The sequence below is a fragment of the Neochlamydia sp. AcF84 genome (assembly GCF_011087585.1).
Classification (GTDB): Bacteria; Chlamydiota; Chlamydiia; order Chlamydiales; family Parachlamydiaceae; genus Neochlamydia.
Genome location: NZ_VJOT01000038.1, coordinates 17,295 through 38,947, shown reverse-complemented (window position 1 = coordinate 38,947; position 21,653 = coordinate 17,295). Strand labels below are relative to the sequence as shown.

The window sequence follows — 21,653 nt, the reverse complement described above, 5'->3', positions numbered from 1 at the left end:
GCATTTTTTTATAAACCTTTCGGTATGAGCAATTTATAAAATCTAAATTTAAGACTTAACTTTTACAAGCACTTAGCAATCAGTAATTTAAACTAAAAAAAGCATGCGGGTAATAGAGTATAGAAAAACTTTGTCTTTTGTTTAGGCAAGCTTTTATTAATAAAGATCAAATTCAAGCAAGCGACTATCGACGCTACTATTAGTAATAACATGGCGACGACTCGCTGATAATCCAATTTCTTTAACCAAAGGTGTATTAGCCGTAAAAACAAATCCTCGCGCAGGTTTAGAAACTTTATGCTTCATAAAGTCTCCTAGCGCTCTGTATAGTGGAATAAGCGTATCTACACTGTCTAATCTTTTTCCATGAGGAGGGTTTGTTAAAATCATGGTAGGCAAGATTGAAGGACTAAACTCTCTGAAGTCAGCTTGCTTGACTAAGACATCCTTTAAAAACCCTGCAGCCCGCAAGTTACCCTGGCAGATACGCGCTACATTTTTATTGATATCTATCCCAAATAAATGATTTTTGGGGATCGCTTGCCGTAAAGCATCTATTTCCGTTTTTACTTTCAACCATTCTTCAAAAGAAAAATGAGGTAAGAGCATAAATCCCCACTTTTGACGCAAATAGCCAGGCGCCGTGCGCGAAGCGATTAATGCAGCTTCTATTAATAACGTTCCTCCCCCGCAACAAGGATCTAGTAAAATTTCATGAGGTTGATAATCAGCTAGGCGTAGCAAGGCTGCAGCTAAAGATTCCTGCAAAGGGGCTTCTGCCGACTCTTGCCGATAACCCCGTTTATGCAAGGGAGTTCCAGAAGTATCTACGCTAATAGTCGCTTGATTATCATGAATAAATAAATTTAATTGCACATCAGGATTTTTAACATTTACACTTGGGCGATTGCCGGTCTTTGCCCGTATTTGATCACAAATAGCATCTTTAAGAACCTGCGCTGCAAATAAGCTATTCTTTAGCTGACGATGGGAAACATTAGCATCTATGGCAAAATTTTTTCCTGAAGGTAAGTATTTTAGCCAATCAATACTGCTTCCCCCTTTGTACAAGCCTTTTTGATCATAGCAGGGAAACTGAGCAAGCGGAAGTAAAACCCTTCCTGCTATACGAGAGCAATAATTAAGGCGAAAAATAGCGGGGAAACTTTTATCCAAGACATAAACCCCTCGGAATCCTTCTCGTACCTGTTGAAAGCCTAATTCCGCTAATTCTTGGATTAATAAAGATTCTAAGCCTTGTCCACAAGTCACAAATAGATGATTAGGATTTTCTAACACAATAAAACCTGCTTAATTATGCATAAATAAAATAACATCGCCGTCTTTTACCACATATTCTCGTCCCTCAGAGCGAGCTTTTCCAGCTTCACGTGCGGCTACACGGCCTTTATAAGCAACCATATCTTCATAAGAAACGACTTCGGCACGAATAAATCCCTTTTGGATGTCTGAGTGGATCTTACCAGCAGCTTCTGCCGCCGAGGTACCTCTATTGATAGTCCAAGCGCGCGTTTCAATTTCCCCGGTGGTGATATAACTAATAAGCCCTAACATCTCATAGGAAGCTCTAATTAAGCGCTGAAGCCCCGATTCTTGCAATCCTAAGCTGTCTAAAAATTGTTCACGTTCGCTTAAATTAAGCTGGGCAATCTCCTCTTCTATACGAGCACAAATAGAAATTACAACATTCCCCTCTGCAGCCGCATAGTCACGCACGCGCTTTACATAAGAATTTTCCATGTCGGGAAGATCGTTTTCCGAAACATTAGCAGCATAAATGACTTTTTTCATGGTCAATAAGGGATAAAGCTGAAGAACTTCCCGCTCTTCGGGTGTAAATTCTAACATTCTCACCGGCTTGCTGGCATTTAAGTGCTCTTGCACACGATTAAGGACCGCCAAGGTTAAGGCTAGCTCTTTTTTTCCTTTAAGCTGCTTTTCAACGCGAGGTATAGCATTTTCAATCATCTGCAGATCTGCTAAGCACAGCTCAAGGTTAATCACTTCGATGTCTCTGATAGGATCTGTTTGTCCTGATACATGCACGATATCGGAAGAATCAAAACAACGCACTACATGAACGATAGCATCTGTTTCTCGAATATTAGCCAAAAATTTGTTCCCTAAGCCTTCACCTTGGGAAGCACCCGCCACTAGCCCAGCAATATCGACAAACTCCATAGTCGCATAAATGATTTTATTGCTATGGGAGATCTCGGATAAAACATGTAGCCTTGCATCTGGTACTTCTACCACTCCAACATTCGGATCGATAGTACAAAAAGGATAATTAGATGCAGGTGCTTGATTGGATGTTAGAGCATTAAATAAAGTAGATTTTCCCACATTTGGGAGGCCTACAATGCCGCAAGAAAGTCGGCCGGCTGCCATATAGATACCTCATAGTAATTGGTGGCAAAAGTATAGGAGGAAATAGTAAAAAAAACAATAGAGAATAATGAGCGGCTTTAGAATGAGAAGGAGATGGGATAAGGGTGTTTTTTCTGCTGACTGCTCATAGAAAAATTAGAGGGTAAGCTTAATTTTTAGCTGTTTAAAGAGGATATTTATAAAATGATTGTTCCTGATCAAAAGACGTGCCTATCCTTGAAAGGATATTCCTCCTTTTTATTTCCTAATAAAATTTTTCTCCTTAACAGAAGCACATTTCTGATTTATTGACCTTATGTTAAAAGATCAGTATAATTGCACTCCTAAGCTTTAATCTTTAAGCCTAAATAAGGTATCATAAAGCCCATCTAAAGATTTAGAAAAAAGCTAAGAAAATTATTATTTTTTATTAAAACTTTTCTTATAAAGTTTGAAATTTATTTTTACACACTTTAATCAAGCTTATTGCTACCCTTTTGCCTATCACCTCTAAGCCCTTCACAATTAGCAAGTTACTAGCTAATTGAAATAAATAAGAATCCTGATTATAATTGGAATAGGTTAGAAGTTTAGCTTTAATTCCTTTTTTAACGCATTTAATTTCTATCTTAAGTCTATTGCCCTCCACCTAAAAAGCTTACATTCCTCCTGTTAACATTAGATAAATTAAAAAAAATAAAATTTGCTTTGTAGACGGTGGAAGCCATTCCAAAACTCCTTGACCATTCAGAGAGAAAAGAATTATACTAGACTTGTAAAGTGAAAGAATTTTTTGTCATCATTTAGGCACTGAGAAATATTTAAATTTTGTTGCCCCCAATAAAATTTCTTTATTTTTGCCAATTTATTTCTAAGCAAAGGCTGTGGCTATGGGCGAAAAAACCGAAGAAGCAACACCAAAAAAGTTAAGGGATGCGAAAAAGAAGGGTCAGGTAGCTAAATCTCAAGACCTTCCTTCTGCTTTTACCTTTATTGTCTCGGTTTATGCAGCCGTAGCATTAAGTTCAACCCTCTATCAGCAATTAGGAGATTTCACGGTAGGGACTTTTCGCATGATAGCCACCACTAATCTGGATGTGGCTATTCCTCAACTCTATTACCAATCTGCTATTGTAATCTTTATAGCTAGCATTCCTCTGATGGCTATCGTATGTGTAGTCGGCGTTATCGTCAATTTTTTAACCGTTGGCCCGGTTTTTGCTATAGAAGTATTTAAGTTTGACCCCAAGAAATTTAATCCGATACAAAACTTAAAAGCAAAATTTAAGCTTAAGACTTTAATTGAATTGTTGAAATCGACGTTAAAGTTGTTTATTGCTAGCTATTTAATCTACCAGGTCATGATGAAGAGCTTACCCATTTTGATAAAAACAGTATCTATGCCGATGATCTCTGCTTTGTTGGTTTTTGATGCTTTTTTGATGGAAGTAGTAGCAAAAATAGGCTTATTTTTTATTATCATAGCGGTAGCCGATTTTATCTATCAGAAGAAAACATTTGCTAAAGAAATGAAAATGGAAAAATTTGAGGTCAAGCAAGAGTATAAAAACTCGGAAGGAGATCCTCATATTAAAGGTAAACGAAAGCAAATTGCCCATGAAATTGCTTATTCAGAAGGACCTGCAGCAGGTGTTAAAAAAGCCAAGGCAGTTGTCACTAATCCTACTCACCTAGCTATAGCAATAGGATACGAACGAGAGATAGACGCAGCTCCTTACATCTTAGTAATGGGTAAAGATTTACTAGCAGAAAGAATTATTAAACTTGCCGAAGAATACGAAGTTCCGGTTTTACGGAATATTAAATTAGCCCATCGACTCTGGGAATCTGGGGAAATCTATCAGTACATTCCCGAAGACACCTATGAAGCCTTAGCAGAAATACTACGGTGGGTTAGCTCGTTAAATACCGAGGCTCAATACGATTATATAGGGGAAAAGTGACACATGAACTTTTTTAGAAAAATTTTGGACGGAATAACTGCCCGCCTAGGAGGAGAAAGATCGCTTGAAAATATTTCAAGATCAAGTGATGTCTTTCTTGCTTGCTTGATCATTGGTATTTTAATGATGATCATCCTTCAGCTGCCTCCTCACCTCATTGATTACTTAATTGCCTTTAACTTAGCTATCTCAGTGGCTCTCTTAATGGTAGGGATGTATATCCCTAGCGCTGTGCATTTATCTATTTTTCCCTCTTTACTGCTGATTACGACTCTCTACCGGCTAGGATTAAATATTGCTTCTACCCGTCAAATTTTATTACATGCTAATGCCGGCGAGATTATTTATGGTTTCGGTAATTTTGTTGTCGGCGGCAACTTTGTAGTGGGAGGAGTTATATTTCTTATCATTACCTTGGTCCAATTTATTGTCATCACTAAAGGTGCCGAACGGGTGGCAGAGGTAGCCGCACGTTTTACTTTGGATGCGATGCCCGGTAAGCAAATGAGTATCGATGCTGATATGAGGGCAGGGATTTTAGACCAAAACCAAGCCCGTGAAAAACGTCTAGCCATCCAAAAAGAGAGCCAGCTATATGGTGCGATGGATGGTGCGATGAAATTTGTGAAAGGTGATGCGATCGCAGGCATTGTAATTACCCTCATAAACATTATAGGTGGAATTATTATCGGTAATACGATGAATGGAATGACCATGGCGGATGCCGCCCAAACCTATAGCGTTTTATCGATTGGTGATGGTCTGGTATCTCAGATTCCATCTTTATTGATTACTATTACTGCAGGTTTAGTTACTACACGTGTTTCCAATGAAACTTCCGATTCTAACTTAGGTGCTGAAATATCAGGGCAAATTTTAAAGCAGCCTAAGGCTCTGTTGCTGGCTGCGGCCTTTTTAATGGGCATGGCCATTATGCCTGGATTTCCTGCCGCCCCCTTCTTAATCCTTTCTGCAGGCATGGGTTTAATTGGCTACTCTCTTATGTCAGCGGCAAGGTTGAAAAGAGAAGCGGCAGGCGGCCTTACTTCAGCAGGCGGGGGAACCATCTCTTCAGTAGCCGCAGCAAGCCCAAGTATAGACACTTCTGTTTCCGGCCATAAAGTAATTGCAGGTGGAGGCATTGATAATTACGCTCTCACCCTTCCTGTGATTCTAGAATGTGGTAGACACTTAAGTGGAGAGATCCAAAAAGCCCAAAAAGGACAAAGCTTTGTCGATCAAATGATTCCTAAGATGCGACAAGCTCTCTATGCCGATCTGGGTGTGAGATTTCCTGGCGTGCACGTACGTACAGACTCCCCTGTCCTTGAATCTGATGAATATTCCATTCACCTAAATGAAGTTCCTATTATTCGAGGAAGAGCTTTAGAAAACAGCGTGCTAACAAACGAAAGTGAAGAAAATCTTAAGCGCTACAACCTTCCTTACGTGAGCTATAAGAACTCCTTAGGGATGCCTTCCTTATGGGTAAGTATACAAAACAAAGAGCTTTTAGATAAAGCAGGTATCAAATATTGGAATGCCTTAGAGGTGATGGTTTTGCATGTATCTTACTTTTTTCGCCATTATGCTAATGAATTTGTGGGCATTCAAGAAGTAAAATCGATGATTGAGTTTGTAGAGAAATCTTTTCCTGATCTAGTCAAAGAAGTTACCCGTTTAATTCCCCTCCAGAAAATGACCGATATCTTTAAACGTTTAATTCAAGAACAAGTTTCAATCAAAGACTTACGCACAATTTTAGAAGCTTTAAGTGAATGGGCTCAGACAGAAAAAGATACAGTTTTGCTGACTGAATATGTACGTTCCTCCCTTAAACGCTACATTAGCTTTAAGTATTCACAAGGACAATCTGTTCTTTCGGTTTATATTTTAGATCCTGAAATTGAAGATATGGTGCGAGGGGCTATTAAACAAACTTCTGCTGGCTCCTATTTAGCTTTAGATCCTGATTCTGTGCAATTGATTCTGCAAAGCATCCGTAATACCGTGGCGCCTCCTCCTCCTGGAGGGCAACCCCCCGTTATCCTAACAGCCATCGACGTTCGCCGATTCGTTCGCAAGCTTGTAGAGATGGAGTTTTCTGACATCTCGGTAGTTTCCTACCAAGAAATTGTTTCTGATATTCGTCTTCAACCCTTAGGGAGAATACAGATAGGATAGCCTAATTTTAACGTTAAGTTTCACAAGAAGGTAAGACTATGGTCGTAGATCTTGGACATTTACAGAACCCTGATGGATTGAAACAAATCTTGATGGGAATGAAAGAGGATCAAGCATCCGATAAATTGGTAGCAAAAGCTGCTATTATCGCTTCTGAGCAGAAAGCAGAATTGCAAGAGCAACAATCGGAGGAAAAAAACCCCTTAGCAGCAGCGCTACGCCGCTCAGATCGCCAGATTAAAGCTCATACTTCTAGTGTTAAAAAAGCTAAGGAAGCCAAATTAGCGCAGAAAAAGTTAATGCCACCTAAAGAGCTAGAGGAAGGGGCTCAACAATTCTCCAAGAGAAACCCTCAATTTCCTCCTGCAGGCTTACTCGCCTTAACTGAAAAGCTTAAAGATGGCATGAGTAAGCAAGATATCTTGGAAATGATTCATAAAGAATATCCCAATCCCATTGAAGCTAGCTTAGCTTTAGAATTTCTTATCTCTGTAGCCTTAGAGGATTTTAAAGACACTCTTCAGGTTGCGCAAGTAGATTTGAACAAGGAAATCATTGATAAACGTGAACAGGAAGTAGCCCATAAGGTCGAGACGGAAGCCAAAAAGGCTACACAAGAAGCCACAGAAGCGGCTTTAAAAATTGTCCAAGGAGGGGATCTCAATAAATTATTAGATTACTTGATGTCAAATCCTATTGAAGCCACAGCTATTTATAAAATGTTAGATGAAGGCTATGGAAAAAATCTAAAAAAAATTGAGTCTTTTCTTTTAAAAAAATGTGGGATAGAAATAAATAAGCTGAAGAAGCTAGATGATAAAGAAGATGTGGCCCACATGAAAAATACAATGGCTCTTTTAAAAAAATTGCAAGCTATCATGGGCGTTGACAGGTATTTTGAAATTCGAAACGCTAGCAAACCTATAAAAGCCGCTAGAGCTGGCTAGAATTTTTAACCACGATTGATTATGGCAAAATTTACTGCCCATGAAGTTTCTAGGCAATTCTTATATCTGGCTGCAGAAAGATTTTTGTCGTCCGATAAGATTATCCAGGCAGCCGTGAAAGCTGGTGCACAGACAATAGAGGATAAGATTACTTTAATCAATCAGATGCGTGATGCAGTTAGACAAGTTTCTATCCATCATATTTTTCGCTCTGTCCAGCATCGCGATGAAATGTTTAGTGCCATCCTGGAAGCTTTAAGTGACTTAGAAGATCAATTAGAAGAAGAGCTAATTAAACAAGAAGAAGAACAGCAGCTACATATTAACCCTAATAATGAATGAGGTTTTAATGCCTTCTCATAATCTAGAATCGCTTCTGAAAGATCTTGGAGAGAAAATTGAACTTTCGCATTTAGAACCGACAGGAAATAATAATATCACCCTTCTTTTAAAAGGCAACAATGAGGTGGTATTGCAGAAGCATAACACTCAGCCTTATCTGATCATTTCGTTTGAAATCCTTGAATTGCCGGCCGGCCGTTTTCGTGAAAATATCTTTCGCGAAGCTCTTAAATTTAATCATCTAAATAAAGCTCATGAAGGCATATTTGCTTTTAGTAAAAAAACTCAAGTGTTTTTTTTGTTTGATATGTTACCTTTTGATGAAATCTCCGGTGAGCAAGTCAATACAATTATGCAGAATTTATCAGAAAAAGTGACTCTTTGGAAAGAAGCTCTTAACCGCGGAGAGATTCCCACCATCGGCTTTTCTAGCTTAACTTCTCCAGGAGGAGGTAGCAGCTTTTTTGGCATACGGCCTTGATGGGCTCATATTTTCTTAAGGCCAGGCAGCTAAGCTGTCTTTATTCTTTAGAGAGATTTTTGGCCAAGAAAGCCTAAAAACAAGCATAAAGCTGCTTATCTTATTTTGAAAATCAATGGCTAAGGATGCTTTAGCCCTTTTTTTGTATTTATTCTTATATAGACTATCTATTAATCTGCAGGCATGACAATGATAACGCCCCAGCTTTGTAACTCGCTTTTGGCCACTCCCTCAGCTCCCGGCTGGAAGACAGTGGGCATAAAACCACACCACGGCATTAATGTTCCCCTATTCTCTTTACATACCCAAGTTAGTGGAGGCATAGGCGAATTTCATGACTTAAAATGGGTGATTGATTGGTGCCATCAAGTTAATTTTAATCTGATCCAGCTTCTTCCTCTCAATGACACGGGCCCTGAACCTAGTCCCTATAGCTCTATTTCAGCTTTTGCTTTAAATCCTCTACATATAAGTCTTTCTTCCCTTCCAGATGTAGAAACTTATAAAGATTTAACAGGCCTACTTGCTGAATTGCAATTGCTCACAAAAAAACAGCGTGTGGATTACCCTACCCTCCATATTAAACGCGATCTCTTTTTGCAGCTCTACTATCAATATACGTATGCGCATCAATCTCAATCTCCTGGCTACCTAAATTTTACTAAAGAAAATCCTTGGCTGCAGAGCTATGCTCTTTTTAAGGCATTAAAAAAAATTAGCAATTGGCAACCTTTAGATAGCTGGCCTTCAGAACTTCAAGATCCTTGTTCAGCAGAAATAAAGCGGCTGCAAAAAAAATATGAAACCCAAATTTCCTATCATATATTCCTACAATATCTCTGTTTCAAACAATTTGAAGAAGTACGAAAGTATGCTCGATCTAAGGACATCTTATTAAAAGGCGATATCCCTATCCTCATTAGCCGAGAAAGCGCTGATGTATGGCTTCATCGTAAACTTTTCATCATGGATCAAAATGCTGGGGCTCCCCCCGATATTTATAGCCAAGAAGGGCAAAATTGGCACTTTCCTCTTTACAATTGGGAGGAGATGGAAAAAGATCATTATACCTGGTGGCAAGAGCGTTTAAAAGTGGCCGGTCGCTTATATGATATTTTTCGCATCGATCATGTCGTGGGTTTTTTTCGTATATGGGCCATCCCTTTAGGTAAAGCTAGCGCTGAGGGAAATTTTTTTCCTGAGGATGAAACACAATGGGTTCCTTTAGGTAAAAAAAATCTTGCGAGGATGCTAAAAAATTGCTCGATGCTACCGATTGGTGAAGACTTAGGGGCTGTCCCTGCGAAGGTAAGAGAATGCTTAAAAAGCTTAGGGATATGCGGCACAAAAGTTATGCGATGGGAAAGAGATTGGCAAGGAGATAAAAGCTTTATTGATATCCATGCTTATCCGCCAGAGAGCATGACCACAGTTTCTACCCATGATTCCGAAACGTTAAAGCAGTGGTGGAAAAATCATCCTGAGGAAGCCCTTTATCTATGCCAAGCCAAGGGGTGGGAGTATGAGCCTGCCTTATCATTTGAGAAAAATCTAGCCATCCTTAAAGACAGCCATCGCTCTCCTAGCCTTTTTCATATTAATCTTCTCAATGAATACTTTTCTCTTTTTCCCTACATGGCCTGGGATGAGCTCAGCGATGAGCGCATTAATGATCCATCGGGACACTCCACTACCAATTGGACCTATCGCTATCGCTTGTGTTTTGAAGAGATTTATCATAACAGCGAATTAATAGCTCTCATGAAGAGCTTAGTTAAAGTAAAAAATTAAATGAAAATGCGCTTGATTTTCTTTATCTTTCTTATTTTTTTCTATCCATCTTTAGGGAAAGCAAGAGAGCCTAGTCATGCTAAGATTAAAACGCTCTATAGTAGCTTAAATCCTCATTCGATTGCAGAGCACCTTGCCTTCTATCAGATTTATCCTCAAAGCATAGAAGGCAAAAAAGCTTGCCATGAGGCATGGCAACTTCTTAATAAAAGCAGTGGTAATGAAATAGTTTCTTTATCCTCCTTGCCTGATGTAAATTCCATCCTTCAAGCGATCATTGCTTTAATTAACAAAGAACCTAATGAAGAGCTCCCTACTCTTTCAGGGGCAGAACTAAATGTGATAAATAAGCTCTGTAGTCAACTAGGCAATAGAAGTCTAAAAGGCTATAAGGCCACTTCAGAAGCAGATATGATTGCTTTACCTTCCCAAGAGATTGATTTAGCACGAGGGATTTTTTTATCGCAACTAGGTGAGGGGCCGGCAGCCATTTTACAAATTGATAGCTATGAAGCGCTGATAGATTTGATGGCTCTTCAAATATTAGCTCAAATTCCTACAGATGCTACTCCTGAACAAATAATTAAAGCGATTAATCATTTTGTGTTTACCGAAATGGAGTTTCGTTTTCCCCCTCACTCTTTATATGCTAAAAATATAGATATTTATACTTTTTTACCCGCTGTACTTGATTCTAGAAAAGGAGTCTGCTTAGGAGTTTCTATTCTTTACCTTAGCTTGGCCCAACGTCTTAGTTTACCCTTAGAGATGATCACTCCGCCTGGCCACATATATGTCCGTTATCATCAAGGTGACAAGGTTATCAACATTGAGACAACGGCACGAGGAGTTGAGCTTGAAAGTGAGGAATATTTGAGCATCGACACATGCCAGCTGCAGTTACGCGATCTTAAAGAAGTTATTGGCTTTGCTTATATCAACCAAGCTTCTGTATTTTTACAGGAAGAAAAATATGATCAGTCCTTAGCTATTTACCTAAAAGCCCTCCCTTATTTACCTCACGACATTTTGCTAAAAGAACTCTTGGGCTTTAATTATTTATTTGTGGGGAATCGTGAAAAGGCAATGGCTTTGTTAGAAGAAGTTAAAAATTATATTCCTACCTATACGATTAGCGGCAGTTCCCTAGCAGAAGATTATCTTTTAGGGAAAATAGATGCAGAAGGAATAAAAGCCATATTTAGGCGCGTAGATGAAACACGTGCCTCCATCCTCGAAAAGCAAAGCCGACTGGCTCAAGCTCTAAAAAAACATCCTCAGTTTCGAGCCGGCATGGCCGCTTTAGCTATCACATGGCTGCAACTCCATCGCGAAGGAGAGGCTCTTGAAATATTAGAGAAACATCATGCCCTTGAACCCTTCGATCCTACGACCAACTATTACATGGCAGCACTCTATGCAGAAAGAATGGATTATAATAAAGCCTGGGATCATCTAAAACTAGCAGAAAAAATTGCACATGGGCGTACTCATTTTCCACTTGCTTTAAAAGAACTTAGATATAAAATTGCCTACTTATGCCCGGAATTTCTTGCGGAGTAGATTGAAAAAAACTCTATGCATGCTTGCAGGCAGGGGTTAAAGCAACCCTTATAGCTTAAAGATGAGTGAGCAAAATTTTAGGCTTACTTTGTAAAAGCAAGATGAAGAAAAAGCATCCTACATTTACTTCTAGGAGTCAAAGTCATTTTTATTAGAAATAATAAATTAAGAATGGATGACATTTGAAGTCGTAACCTACATCTTAAGAGGCTATAGCTGATGATAAAAAAGATCTCCCTTACCCTTCTATTGATACTCACCCTGACCGGTTTGGCATTTTTTTACTTGGCTCCTCGTAGGCAGTTTCTCCATTATCCTCAGAATACTATTTATCGTAGCCAAACGGTTCAGATCGCCGTACCTTCTTGCCCCCTACAAGCAAATTCTTTGATAGTAGAATCTATATTTCCCGAGAAAAGTCTCTCTCAATGGACTAAAAGGCAGCATGCTGAATCCTATCATCTTCTAGAGAATACAGCTCTATTATGGAAAGATAATGAATTTATCGATAATTTTATGATTGTTGCTACCATTCCTCCACGCATGCATGCTGATAATTTTTTCTGGGAAATTATTCCTTATACAAAAAAAAATTATAATTTATTTGAGCAGCTTTTAGTGCTAGGAAAGTTAACCTTTGATAGTCCCTGCCTTCCCAAAGCTGAACGTCAATCCATTAAAAGGAAATATCAAGATTATCTACCTTTTTTTTCCAAAAGTTATAGGCCTGTCCCTGAAGACAACTTTTGCCCTCCCGTCGATGCCTTTTGCCAGCCAGAGATTATTACCAAGCAGCTCCTCTACGAAGGTAAGCATATTCAGCTACTCTACAATCATGCCCCCATAGGGATAGGCGAAGAAAAACCTCATTTTTTAATTATTCCTAAAGCCCATCGTACAAATTTCATGGAACTTACCTTGGAAGAATATATAGAAGCTCAAGAGATTTCTTCTAAACTTATTTTATATTACAAGCAAAGAGGTTATCCTATTGTCTATATTTTTCATAAGTCAGGAAAGTATGCCGGACAAACTGTACCTCATTGGCATGAGCACCTTATTTTTGCCCCGCATCGCACCCATGAATTTGTAGGAAAATTAATGGCCTTGCAAAAAATGCTTCTTCCCACCTCTCCTCTTAATGAGAAAAAATTAAAAAAGCTTGTTGATAAATATCGCCTACAAGTAAAAGAGGCTTTAAACTCTTTAAATGATAGTAATTACACTAAGGAATAGCTATGGCTAAGATTAAAATTTATACTAAAACTGGCGATAAGGGTGAAACCACATTATTTTCTGGCCAGCGTGTCCTTAAAGATGATCCTTTCATCGAAGCTTTAGGCTCTGTAGATGAATGCAATTCAGCGATTGGAACGGCTCTTTCCCTATTACCTCATGATCCACAGTTACAGCTAACCAAAAAGCAACTAGAAACCATTCAACATACTTTGTTTGATCTGGGAGCCGCTATCGCTACTCCCCTCGGTCAGGCTTCAGCAAGTAAAGTTGAGCGCACACGTTTTGATCAGGAAGGCATTGAGATGTTAGAAAAATGGATTGACCTAATGGAAGAGCAACTCCCCCAACTTCATACTTTCATCCTCCCTGGCGGCCATCCTGCCGGTGCTTTCTTGCATCTAGCACGCAGCATTTGTCGCCGCGCAGAAAGGGATGTGATCCCTCTTACCAGAAACGCCGATATCTCAAAAAATGTAGCCATTTATCTTAATCGCTTGTCAGATTATCTCTTTGTGTGCTCTAGATATGCCAATCATCTTTGTAAGCAACCGGAGATCTTTTGGGCTATGCATAAACATTCTTCCCTTCTTGAAAGCTAAAGGAAAAGTGATCATCTCTAGGATAAAGGTTATCTCTTCATTTTTAAAGCTTAAATAAGTTTAATGGCAAAGGACTTTTACCCGGCTTAAGAATTTTTCCTTTCAAGGTAGCGTCTATGGCATATAGATAAAAAATGTGCTTAATCTCACTCTACTATATTTTTTTATAATGAATCAAAAAGTTTTATCCATTCATACAGTCTTAAGAAGCGCTTAATAGTGTTGAACTATCGCTTCCCCAAAAAGGTATTATTTGGTGTCTTTCGAAATAATATATATATCATTTTTTAAAGCTTTTTTCTCAAGTTTTTGAAGATTCTTAAAATATTTCTTAACACACACCATGATTTCATACCGAGCCTTTCTTTCAGGGGTAGAATTTTTATTTGGCAAAAATTTACATTTTTGCTTCGCAAAATCTTTTACATCTGAAGGAAGGTCTAACTGTGAGGAGTATCCCTCTTGTAGGCGTTTTTTATCTAGCTTAAGCAGTTTTTTAGTAGCAAGGAAGTTACCCACTTCTATAGCGTGATATATAAAAGGAAGAGTTCCAGCCACATGAAGGTCAGCCCCTTTTGCTAATAGAAGCTTAATAATTTTAGGATAAAACCGTTTCTTACCGATAGTATAATGGAGAGGAGTTTTCCATTTCTTATCTATGGCATTCATATCTGCACCATAATCAAGTAAGCGAGACGTAACCCCCATTAGACCTCGCTTTGTTGCTAGATGAAGAGGTGTAGTACGTCTCTTACTGTTGCAATCGCTTATTTGCACATCCGCTCCTTTGGAGAGAAGGTAATGCACTAATTCTTCCTGACGAGAACGCACGGCTTCACTTAAAAAATTTTGCTGTTCCTTAAAGAAAGAATCAAGTATCGACGGATCTTTAGCTTCTATAATTTGTTTGACTCGTTTGAGCTGCCCCTGGCGGCAAAACCACTGCAGGGTGGAAACCTTAGGGTCTTTTTTTTCATCAATAAATATTGGAAGGCTCTCATCTCTGGATAAGTGAGTAAACTTTTTACACACTAATCTTAGTTGGCGCATTTCCTCAGCACTTAGATAACGTAAGATAGCAAGAAACAATTCATCGGGCCAAGATTCAAATGAGCTTACCTTCAGGGAGTATCTTTCATGAAAAATAGTAGATACAGAAATAGTCGAATTATTTGTTATTAGATGCATAAGGTTAATCTCCTTAATTCCTGCTCTCCTAATACAAAAGAGGGTTGTAGTTCAATAATAAGCGATCACAGGATATAAAAGGCTTTTTAGATATTAGAAGGTATAGGTTACTTGGTACGAGCTGCATGGATAACGTCTGCTAGAAAATCTAGAATAGATTTTCCTTGTCGATAAAGAATTTTGATACAGCTAGGCAGCACTTCCCTCTATCTTTTGCCATAGGTAGGCTGGCTACCTAGGCATAATTAACATGCAATGGCTAGATTTCTTAAAGATTCATAAGCGACATTATGGGTTATAGGAATAGCAGGATGTTTCAAATAAGCAGGGAAATGGGAAATGTTTGGTTTACTTTAAAAGCTTGTAGCCAAATCTCTGCAATTTCTTTACATTATTTATAAACCAACTCTTACCTATCCTTATCGCTAAAGATTTTGGGAAAAATTTTCCTGTTTTTATGCCAAACAGGGCTCTTGCCATCTGCCATACGATTTGAGTAATTCCACTAACTTGTCATCAGCTTCAGCGAAAGGAATATTTTTCTGCACACATTCTTTGCCTACATATAGATCGATCATGCCTGCCTTGGACCCCACATATCCAAAGTCCGCATCAGCCATCTCCCCAGGACCATTGACAATGCAGCCCATAATAGCAATCTTGACTCCAGGTAGATGTGAAGTTCGCTCACGTATCCTTTTAGTCACTTCTTGCAGATCAAATAAAGTTCTGCCACAGCTGGGGCAGGAGATAAAGTCGGTTTTAACCATGCGCATACGAGCCGCTTGCAAGATACTAAAACTTAAATGACGCAAATAATTAATCTCGTAAGGAGCCTCCAGCCATATTCCCTCTCCCAGTCCATCGCAAAAAAGAGCGCCATATTCCATAGAAGATTGAATCACTAGATCTTCTTGGCTGCCGTTATAGTGAAAGTTAAGGATGACGGGAATACCGATCTGGTTTTGCTTTAACCAATCAAAAAAGCGTCGCGCTTTAAAAACACGAGAAGAAGAAGGACGAAATATAATCAAGGAAGGCTGTAAAGAAGGAATAGCTTCCCATTCGTCAGGAGATTCATCACTAATGGCGAGTGCCCAAGAAGCTTGAGAGTTTAACAAAAACTTATGCTGACTAACATATTGACGAGCTTCTATCAGATTCAATAAAGGCACTGCTCCTTCTTGAGAATGAGAGGAGAAAATACTTATCCCTATCTCTTGTAAAGGCTGCAGAACCTGCTTGTAAAAGTGGCCATCCGGAATAACAAGACCATCTACGGAAGAGATTTTAGGTTGAGGTCGTCCCAATTGTACCTCACAACCTAGATGCTGATAAAACAAGGCATCTTCTTGATTGCTTTTAAGAGCAGAGACCCAAACTGTGCCATCTTTATGCATGCCGATAGACTTCGGATAAGTGATCGCACGTCTTTCAATATTCTGGAAATCCCGACAGCGCTCTTCAAATATTAGCTCATTTTGTTGAGAATATTCTTGGGTAAATTTGATTAAACGTCTGCAAGGATCAATCTCATGCCAGGGATCCTCCGTCAAAGAGACCCGAATAGTATCTCCAATCCCATCTAACAGTAAGCTCCCAATTCCCATGGCAGATTTTATCCTTCCATCTTCCCCTTCGCCGGCTTCTGTAACCCCTAGATGTAAAGGATAGTCCCACCCTAATTTATACATCTCTGCTACAAGTAAGCGATAAGCCAAAATCATGACCTGAGGATTAGAAGATTTCATAGAAAATATAAAATCATGGTAGTCATTTTTACGACAGATCCTCGCAAACTCCAGCGCAGACTCTACCATTCCTGCAGGAGTATCACCGTACCGATTCATAATCCTATCGGAAAGAGACCCATGGTTAGTTCCTATGCGCATCGCGCGCTTCAAGCTTTTACACTTTTCTACTAAAGGAGTAAATTTTTCTTCAATTTTTAATATTTCTTGAGCATACGAATAGTCATCATAATCGATCACTTTAAAGCTTGCTCTTTTATCGACAAAATTACCCGGATTGATACGCACCTTATCAACGAAATCTATCACCCGCATAGCAGCTGGAGGAAAAAAATGGATATCTGCCACCAGGGGGATCGAATATCCTTTTTGAAGCAAGCCATTTTTTATGGCTTCGCAGCTATCAGCTTCTTTCATACCCTGTACAGTTACACGTGCAATTTCACAACCAGCATCGGCTAAACGCATAATTTGCTGGATTGTCGCTTCAGCATCCCGTGTATTGGAAGTGGTCATGGACTGAATGCGAATAGGATTGTTACCCCCCACTCCTACAGGGCCAACCATCACCTCACGTGTTGAGCGTCTTTTCAGCTGAGCAATCGATTCGCAGTATTTCATGAAATATACTCACTGTAAAATTTCCTTTAAGCCATGAATTCTATCTTGATAATTCTAATATTGCAAGCAATCCTTCAAGAGAGCAGCCATTCCCGCAAATAAAAATTTTAACATTATTTAAAGATAATCCTAAGGTCTGCTTATCTAAAAGCAAAAGGGTACCTTCAGCGATTCCCGCTAAAGAAAAATCCCCTCTGTGATAAACTAAAAAAGAAATTTTTTTAGCGGGAATCGCTGTCAAGAGAGTAAGGATAACCCTTAAAAGCTCTTTGCTCTTCTGTTATTAGCTTTAAAAATTGAAGTAAAATTGGTTCTTCGAATGTTTAGGTGATAACACATTTCTTTAATGATAAAATCATCAAATAAAACTTTTTACATATAAATCCTCGAAGAGCCGATAAATTATTTATTTAAAAAAAACGTACGATCCATCTATTCAAAGTAAATACCGAGGCAAAAGTAGGATAAAGGATAAAAGAGCAACGCACTGAGATAAGAATTATAGGATAAAAAATGCTTAATAAAATCTTTATCCAATTTTCCTGTAAGTTAAACTGCTTATATCTTAAGCTGCTTCATTGATTTCAAATAGGATTATTTTTAAAATGTAATCCACAAAAATTGATAAGCAAAGGGTTGCCATGCGAACAAATTTTTTATCTAACAGCTGCCGATTTATCGTTAATAAGAGCGACTACTTGCCTTTTGTTAGCACTGTAACTAATTTAGTCTATATCTTTCAAAAAGCTGTTATTTTACCTATCAAGCAAAAAGGCTGTATGCCTAAAAGCTCCTACTATAATCATCTTAGTCAAAAAAGCTTTGCGCGCTGTATAATCTTGTTGCTCCCTGCCTTAGGAAATATAATAATTGGAATTTATGATTTTGCTCATAGAAAAAATTACAATAAAAACACGGGGGTAGAGCCAATCAATTATAATGATGGCACTTCTACCTTTACCCATCAACCGTTTAAAAACGATATTAAAATAGATCTTGCCACTGAAAAGCAAGACGATTCGGATCTTGGGTATGCTAACGAAGCAACCCCGTTTGAGAAAGTATATTATCAGGCGTGCCTCGAACTTGTCCAGAAAGATGGTTTGGTCCTTAAGTATACTCCTACGTTTCGCAATCATAAAGAATTCGTTCTTGCTGCTGTACGACAAAATGGCCTGGCGCTAGATCATGCTAGCCCAGAACTTCAGAATGATAGAGAGGTGGTGCTTATCGCAGTTCAACAAAATGCTTCAGCCGTTCAGTATGCTAGCCAAGAGCTTCAAAATGATCCGATAATTATTGCTCTAGCTACAACCCAATAAACTTACAAAAAGCTAAAGTCATCGCTTAAGTACAAACTCTCTTTCTAAAAAAACCCTTTAATAACTGGGAGAAGAAAAACTTTATTGCAAGCATGCCATGAGTTTAGGCATTTGAATCAGGTCAAAAGCAAGCAAACATCTCTAAGCTAAGGGTTTATTGGCTATTAACATTCAACGTCTTTATAGAATAAAAAAATTTTGTCTCTTCCTTTTATCGAAAAAGTCTATCTTGTTGATTACTCAAGAAAAAACTTTAATTCACTAGATTTAAAATTTTTCTCTTTATTGCGACTTACGTAAAGAAAAGCGAGGGCGTGTAATTAAACATACCATTTTTAATTTCTACACGATTGAAATGGTGTCTTTAGATATTTATTTAAGAGCGCGATTAGAAATGATTTTTTTCTTTCTTAAGAGATAACTTCTCGTAAGCTTTTTGCGCGTTAGAAACAGGCTAAAGAAACTTTTATAAGGGATAAATACAACCTTCCCCCGCTTTTTATATAAAGGGGCTAAAAAAATAGCCAATCAAGAGAAGCAACTCTTAAACGCAAATATTTTTCATATTGACAAATGCTTATGTTATCCGTAAATTGATACTTTCTATCTTATAAGCGGAGAGTTGAAATGGCACAAAATTTCACAGAAGCCGTCATAAAAGCCTTAGAAGAAGCTTTCAAAATTGCTCAGCAACATAACCATACAGAAGTTACTGAAAATAATCTACTTAAAGCTTTTTTAGATGATCCGCAAGGCTATTTCACTTCTATTCTTACGACTCTTAATACAAAGCCACAGCTATTAATAGAAGAAGTGCAGCGTGCTATCGAGCAACAGCCTACCTATGCAGGCTCCCCTCAACCTCCGCAAACCGCCCGTAACTTACAGATGCGCATTGCTGATGCTCAGAGTATAGCCAAGCAAATGAATGATACTTATACTAGCAGTGATCATTTTTTACTTTCTTACTGGAGAAATGCTGGAGAACCTTTTAACTCTTGGAAACAAGCTACAGGCATTCCCTTAAAAAATGTTGAGGAACAAATTAAAAAAATTCGAGGAGCGCGACATATGGATTCGCCTAACGCAGAAGCAAGTTTACAAACCTTAGAAAAATATTGTAAAAATCTCACTCAGCTTGCTAGTCAAGGCAAATTAGATCCTGTCATTGGCCGTGATGAAGAAATCCGACGTACTATGCAAGTCTTAAGTCGCCGCACTAAAAACAATCCCATGCTGATTGGGGACCCGGGGGTTGGAAAAACAGCTATAGCCGAAGGACTAGCTCAAAGAATTATTTCCCAAGATGTGCCGGAATCCCTTAAGAATAAGCAATTGCTAGCCCTCGATATGGGTAGTTTAATTGCAGGTACCAAGTATCGGGGTGAATTTGAAGAACGTTTAAAAGGTATCTTAACTGATATTGAAAATAGTGAAGGGCGCATCATCTTATTCATTGATGAAGTTCACACTCTGGTGGGAGCAGGTGCTACCGAAGGGTCCATGGATGCTGCTAACTTATTGAAACCAGCTCTGGCACGTGGTACTCTCCATTGCATTGGAGCTACGACTCTTAACGAATATCAAAAGTATATTGAAAAAGATGCCGCTTTGGAGCGCCGCTTTCAGCCTGTCATGGTTCAAGAGCCTACTTTAGAAGACTCTATAGCTATATTAAGAGGCCTGCGTGAACGTTTTGAAATCTTTCATGGCGTACGTATCACTGAATCAGCTATTCATGCTGCAGTATTCTTATCCTATCGTTACATTACTGATAGACGCCTACCTGATAAAGCGATCGATTTGATCGATGAAGCTGCTAGTATGATTCGCATGCAAATTGGAAGCCGGCCTCTACCTATCGATCGTAAAGAACGGGAGCTAAGTAGTCTAATTGTAGAACAAGAAGCTTTGCGACGTGAAAACAGCCCCTCCTCTAAAGAGGAAGCTGATAAGCTTGAGGCTAGAATTGCTCAAATCAAAGAAGAATTAGCTGTTTTAAGAAATCAATGGAATCAAGAGAAGAAACTTATAGAAGAAGTACAAAAGAAAAAAAATGAGCTTGAGCAGTTGCGATTCTATGCCGAAGAATTAGAACGCAAAGCTGATTATAACAAAGTGGCTGAAATACGTTACAGCACGCTCCCTAAGGTGGAGGCAGAAATTGCTGCTATTCAAAGTAACCTCAATGAAAAAGTGGCTCGCTTACTACAAGAAGAGGTAGATGAGAACTTAATCGCCCATATTGTCTCAAAATGGACCGGTATTCCTGTCAGCAAAATGTTAGAAGGAGAAGCCGAAAAGCTTCTTAAATTAGAAGAAGTGCTAGCCAAGCGCGTTGTAGGTCAAGAACTTGCCGTCACTGCCGTCAGCGAAGCTATCCGGCGTTCTCGCTCAGGCTTAAGTGATCCAGGACGTCCTGTAGGTACATTTCTCTTCCTCGGTCCTACAGGAGTAGGAAAAACGGAATTAGCTAAAGCGCTTGCCGAACAACTTTTTGATCAAGAAGACGCGATTATTCGCTTGGATATGTCAGAATATATGGAGAAGCATAGCATAGCTAGAATGATAGGCTCCCCTCCTGGATATATAGGTTATGAGGAAGGAGGACAATTAACAGAAGCTATACGAAGGCGTCCTTACGCGGTGGTTTTATTTGATGAAATTGAAAAAGCCCATTCTGATGTCTTTAACCTTCTTTTGCAAATATTTGATGAAGGCCGCATTACAGATAGCAAAGGAAGAACAATAAACTGTAAAAATGCTATTTTTATTATGACTTCTAACATTGGCTCGGATTTGCTATTAGAAAAGCTTGAAAAAAATCAAACGGGCTTATCTAAAGAGCAAATTTTATCTCTTTTACAACCTGTAATAAAAACTTATTTTCGACCAGAATTTATTAACCGCTTAGATGATATCCTTCCCTTTCTACCTTTGCAAGAAAAAGACATGGAAAAAATTGTCGCTCTTCAACTTAAACATCTAGCTAGACGTTTAAAAGATCGCGAGGTTAACTTAGAATGGACCCCAGAAATTTTAAGCCATCTTTCACGCGAAGGTTATGATCCTTTATTTGGCGCACGGCCTTTAAAACGCTATATTCAAACTGAAGTGATCAATAATCTTTCTAAAGCTATCCTTGAGGGTAAGATTCCTTCGAAAAGTTCTATTGAGTTATATACGGAAAAAGACCAGATTGGGTTTAGAATAAAAGAAGGCCCTAAATCTTAAGAAAAAGAGTAAAGGTCAATGTCTGGCTTTTACTCT

General features: G+C 38.7%; 15 protein-coding genes. 11 read left to right on the top strand and 4 right to left on the bottom strand.

The genetic code is table 11. The features are described from left to right. Positions 1-156: 156 nt before the first annotated feature. On the bottom strand, positions 157-1,299 hold the full coding sequence (locus NEOC84_RS03620) for a THUMP domain-containing protein (protein ID WP_213152504.1): 1,143 nt from the start codon (positions 1,297-1,299) through the stop codon (positions 157-159). Positions 1,300-1,311: 12 nt separating this feature from the next. Then, the gene (ychF, locus tag NEOC84_RS03615; RefSeq protein ID WP_166155379.1) at positions 1,312-2,412 is read right to left on the bottom strand and encodes a redox-regulated ATPase YchF; all 1,101 of its coding nucleotides are present in this window, start codon (positions 2,410-2,412) and stop codon (positions 1,312-1,314) included. Positions 2,413-3,281: 869 nt separating this feature from the next. On the opposite strand from ychF, the gene sctU reads away from it, so the two are divergent. The 9 genes from sctU to NEOC84_RS03570 all read left to right on the top strand — a co-directional run bounded on the left by sctU (position 3,282) and on the right by NEOC84_RS03570 (position 13,501). Then, the gene (sctU, locus tag NEOC84_RS03610) at positions 3,282-4,355 is read left to right on the top strand and encodes a type III secretion system export apparatus subunit SctU (RefSeq protein WP_166155377.1); all 1,074 of its coding nucleotides are present in this window, start codon (positions 3,282-3,284) and stop codon (positions 4,353-4,355) included. Between the two features lie 3 nt (positions 4,356-4,358). Then, on the top strand, positions 4,359-6,539 hold the full coding sequence (sctV, locus tag NEOC84_RS03605; RefSeq protein WP_166155375.1) for a type III secretion system export apparatus subunit SctV: 2,181 nt from the start codon (positions 4,359-4,361) through the stop codon (positions 6,537-6,539). Between the two features lie 38 nt (positions 6,540-6,577). After that, positions 6,578-7,486 carry a hypothetical protein gene (locus NEOC84_RS03600; protein WP_166155373.1) on the top strand — a complete coding sequence of 303 codons (909 nt, stop codon included), beginning with the start codon at positions 6,578-6,580 and terminating at the stop codon, positions 7,484-7,486. A gap of 21 nt (positions 7,487-7,507) precedes the next feature. Further along, a complete protein-coding gene (locus tag NEOC84_RS03595) occupies positions 7,508-7,828 on the top strand; it encodes a TyeA family type III secretion system gatekeeper subunit (protein ID WP_039384997.1) in 321 nt (106 codons plus the stop codon). 7 nt (positions 7,829-7,835) lie between these two features. Beyond that, entirely contained in the window at positions 7,836-8,309 is a 474-nt protein-coding gene (locus NEOC84_RS03590) for a CesT family type III secretion system chaperone (RefSeq protein WP_166155371.1), read from the top strand. A gap of 189 nt (positions 8,310-8,498) precedes the next feature. Continuing rightward, entirely contained in the window at positions 8,499-10,100 is a 1,602-nt protein-coding gene (locus NEOC84_RS03585) for a 4-alpha-glucanotransferase (RefSeq protein WP_166155369.1), read from the top strand. Positions 10,101-10,106: 6 nt separating this feature from the next. Further along, a complete protein-coding gene (locus NEOC84_RS03580) occupies positions 10,107-11,663 on the top strand; it encodes a transglutaminase family protein (protein ID WP_166155367.1) in 1,557 nt (518 codons plus the stop codon). 219 nt (positions 11,664-11,882) lie between these two features. After that, complete coding sequence (locus NEOC84_RS03575) at positions 11,883-12,899, top strand: HIT family protein (RefSeq protein WP_166155365.1); 1,017 nt, start codon at positions 11,883-11,885, stop codon at positions 12,897-12,899. A gap of 11 nt (positions 12,900-12,910) precedes the next feature. After that, positions 12,911-13,501, top strand: coding sequence for a cob(I)yrinic acid a,c-diamide adenosyltransferase (locus tag NEOC84_RS03570; RefSeq protein ID WP_166155419.1), 591 nt, complete (start codon positions 12,911-12,913; stop codon positions 13,499-13,501). 249 nt (positions 13,502-13,750) lie between these two features. Here the strand turns inward: NEOC84_RS03570 and NEOC84_RS03565 are convergent, their stop codons facing one another. Next, a complete protein-coding gene (locus NEOC84_RS03565) occupies positions 13,751-14,689 on the bottom strand; it encodes an ankyrin repeat domain-containing protein (RefSeq protein WP_166155363.1) in 939 nt (312 codons plus the stop codon). Positions 14,690-15,144: 455 nt separating this feature from the next. After that, complete coding sequence (gene ispG, locus NEOC84_RS03560) at positions 15,145-17,061, bottom strand: (E)-4-hydroxy-3-methylbut-2-enyl-diphosphate synthase (RefSeq protein WP_166155361.1); 1,917 nt, start codon at positions 17,059-17,061, stop codon at positions 15,145-15,147. Between the two features lie 641 nt (positions 17,062-17,702). Here ispG and NEOC84_RS03555 point away from each other — a divergent pair. Both NEOC84_RS03555 and NEOC84_RS03550 read left to right on the top strand, forming a co-directional pair. Further along, the gene (locus tag NEOC84_RS03555; RefSeq protein WP_166155359.1) at positions 17,703-18,383 is read left to right on the top strand and encodes a DUF4116 domain-containing protein; all 681 of its coding nucleotides are present in this window, start codon (positions 17,703-17,705) and stop codon (positions 18,381-18,383) included. A 627-nt stretch (positions 18,384-19,010) separates the two neighbouring features. After that, the gene (locus NEOC84_RS03550) at positions 19,011-21,617 is read left to right on the top strand and encodes an AAA family ATPase (RefSeq protein WP_166155357.1); all 2,607 of its coding nucleotides are present in this window, start codon (positions 19,011-19,013) and stop codon (positions 21,615-21,617) included. Positions 21,618-21,653 lie beyond the last annotated feature (36 nt).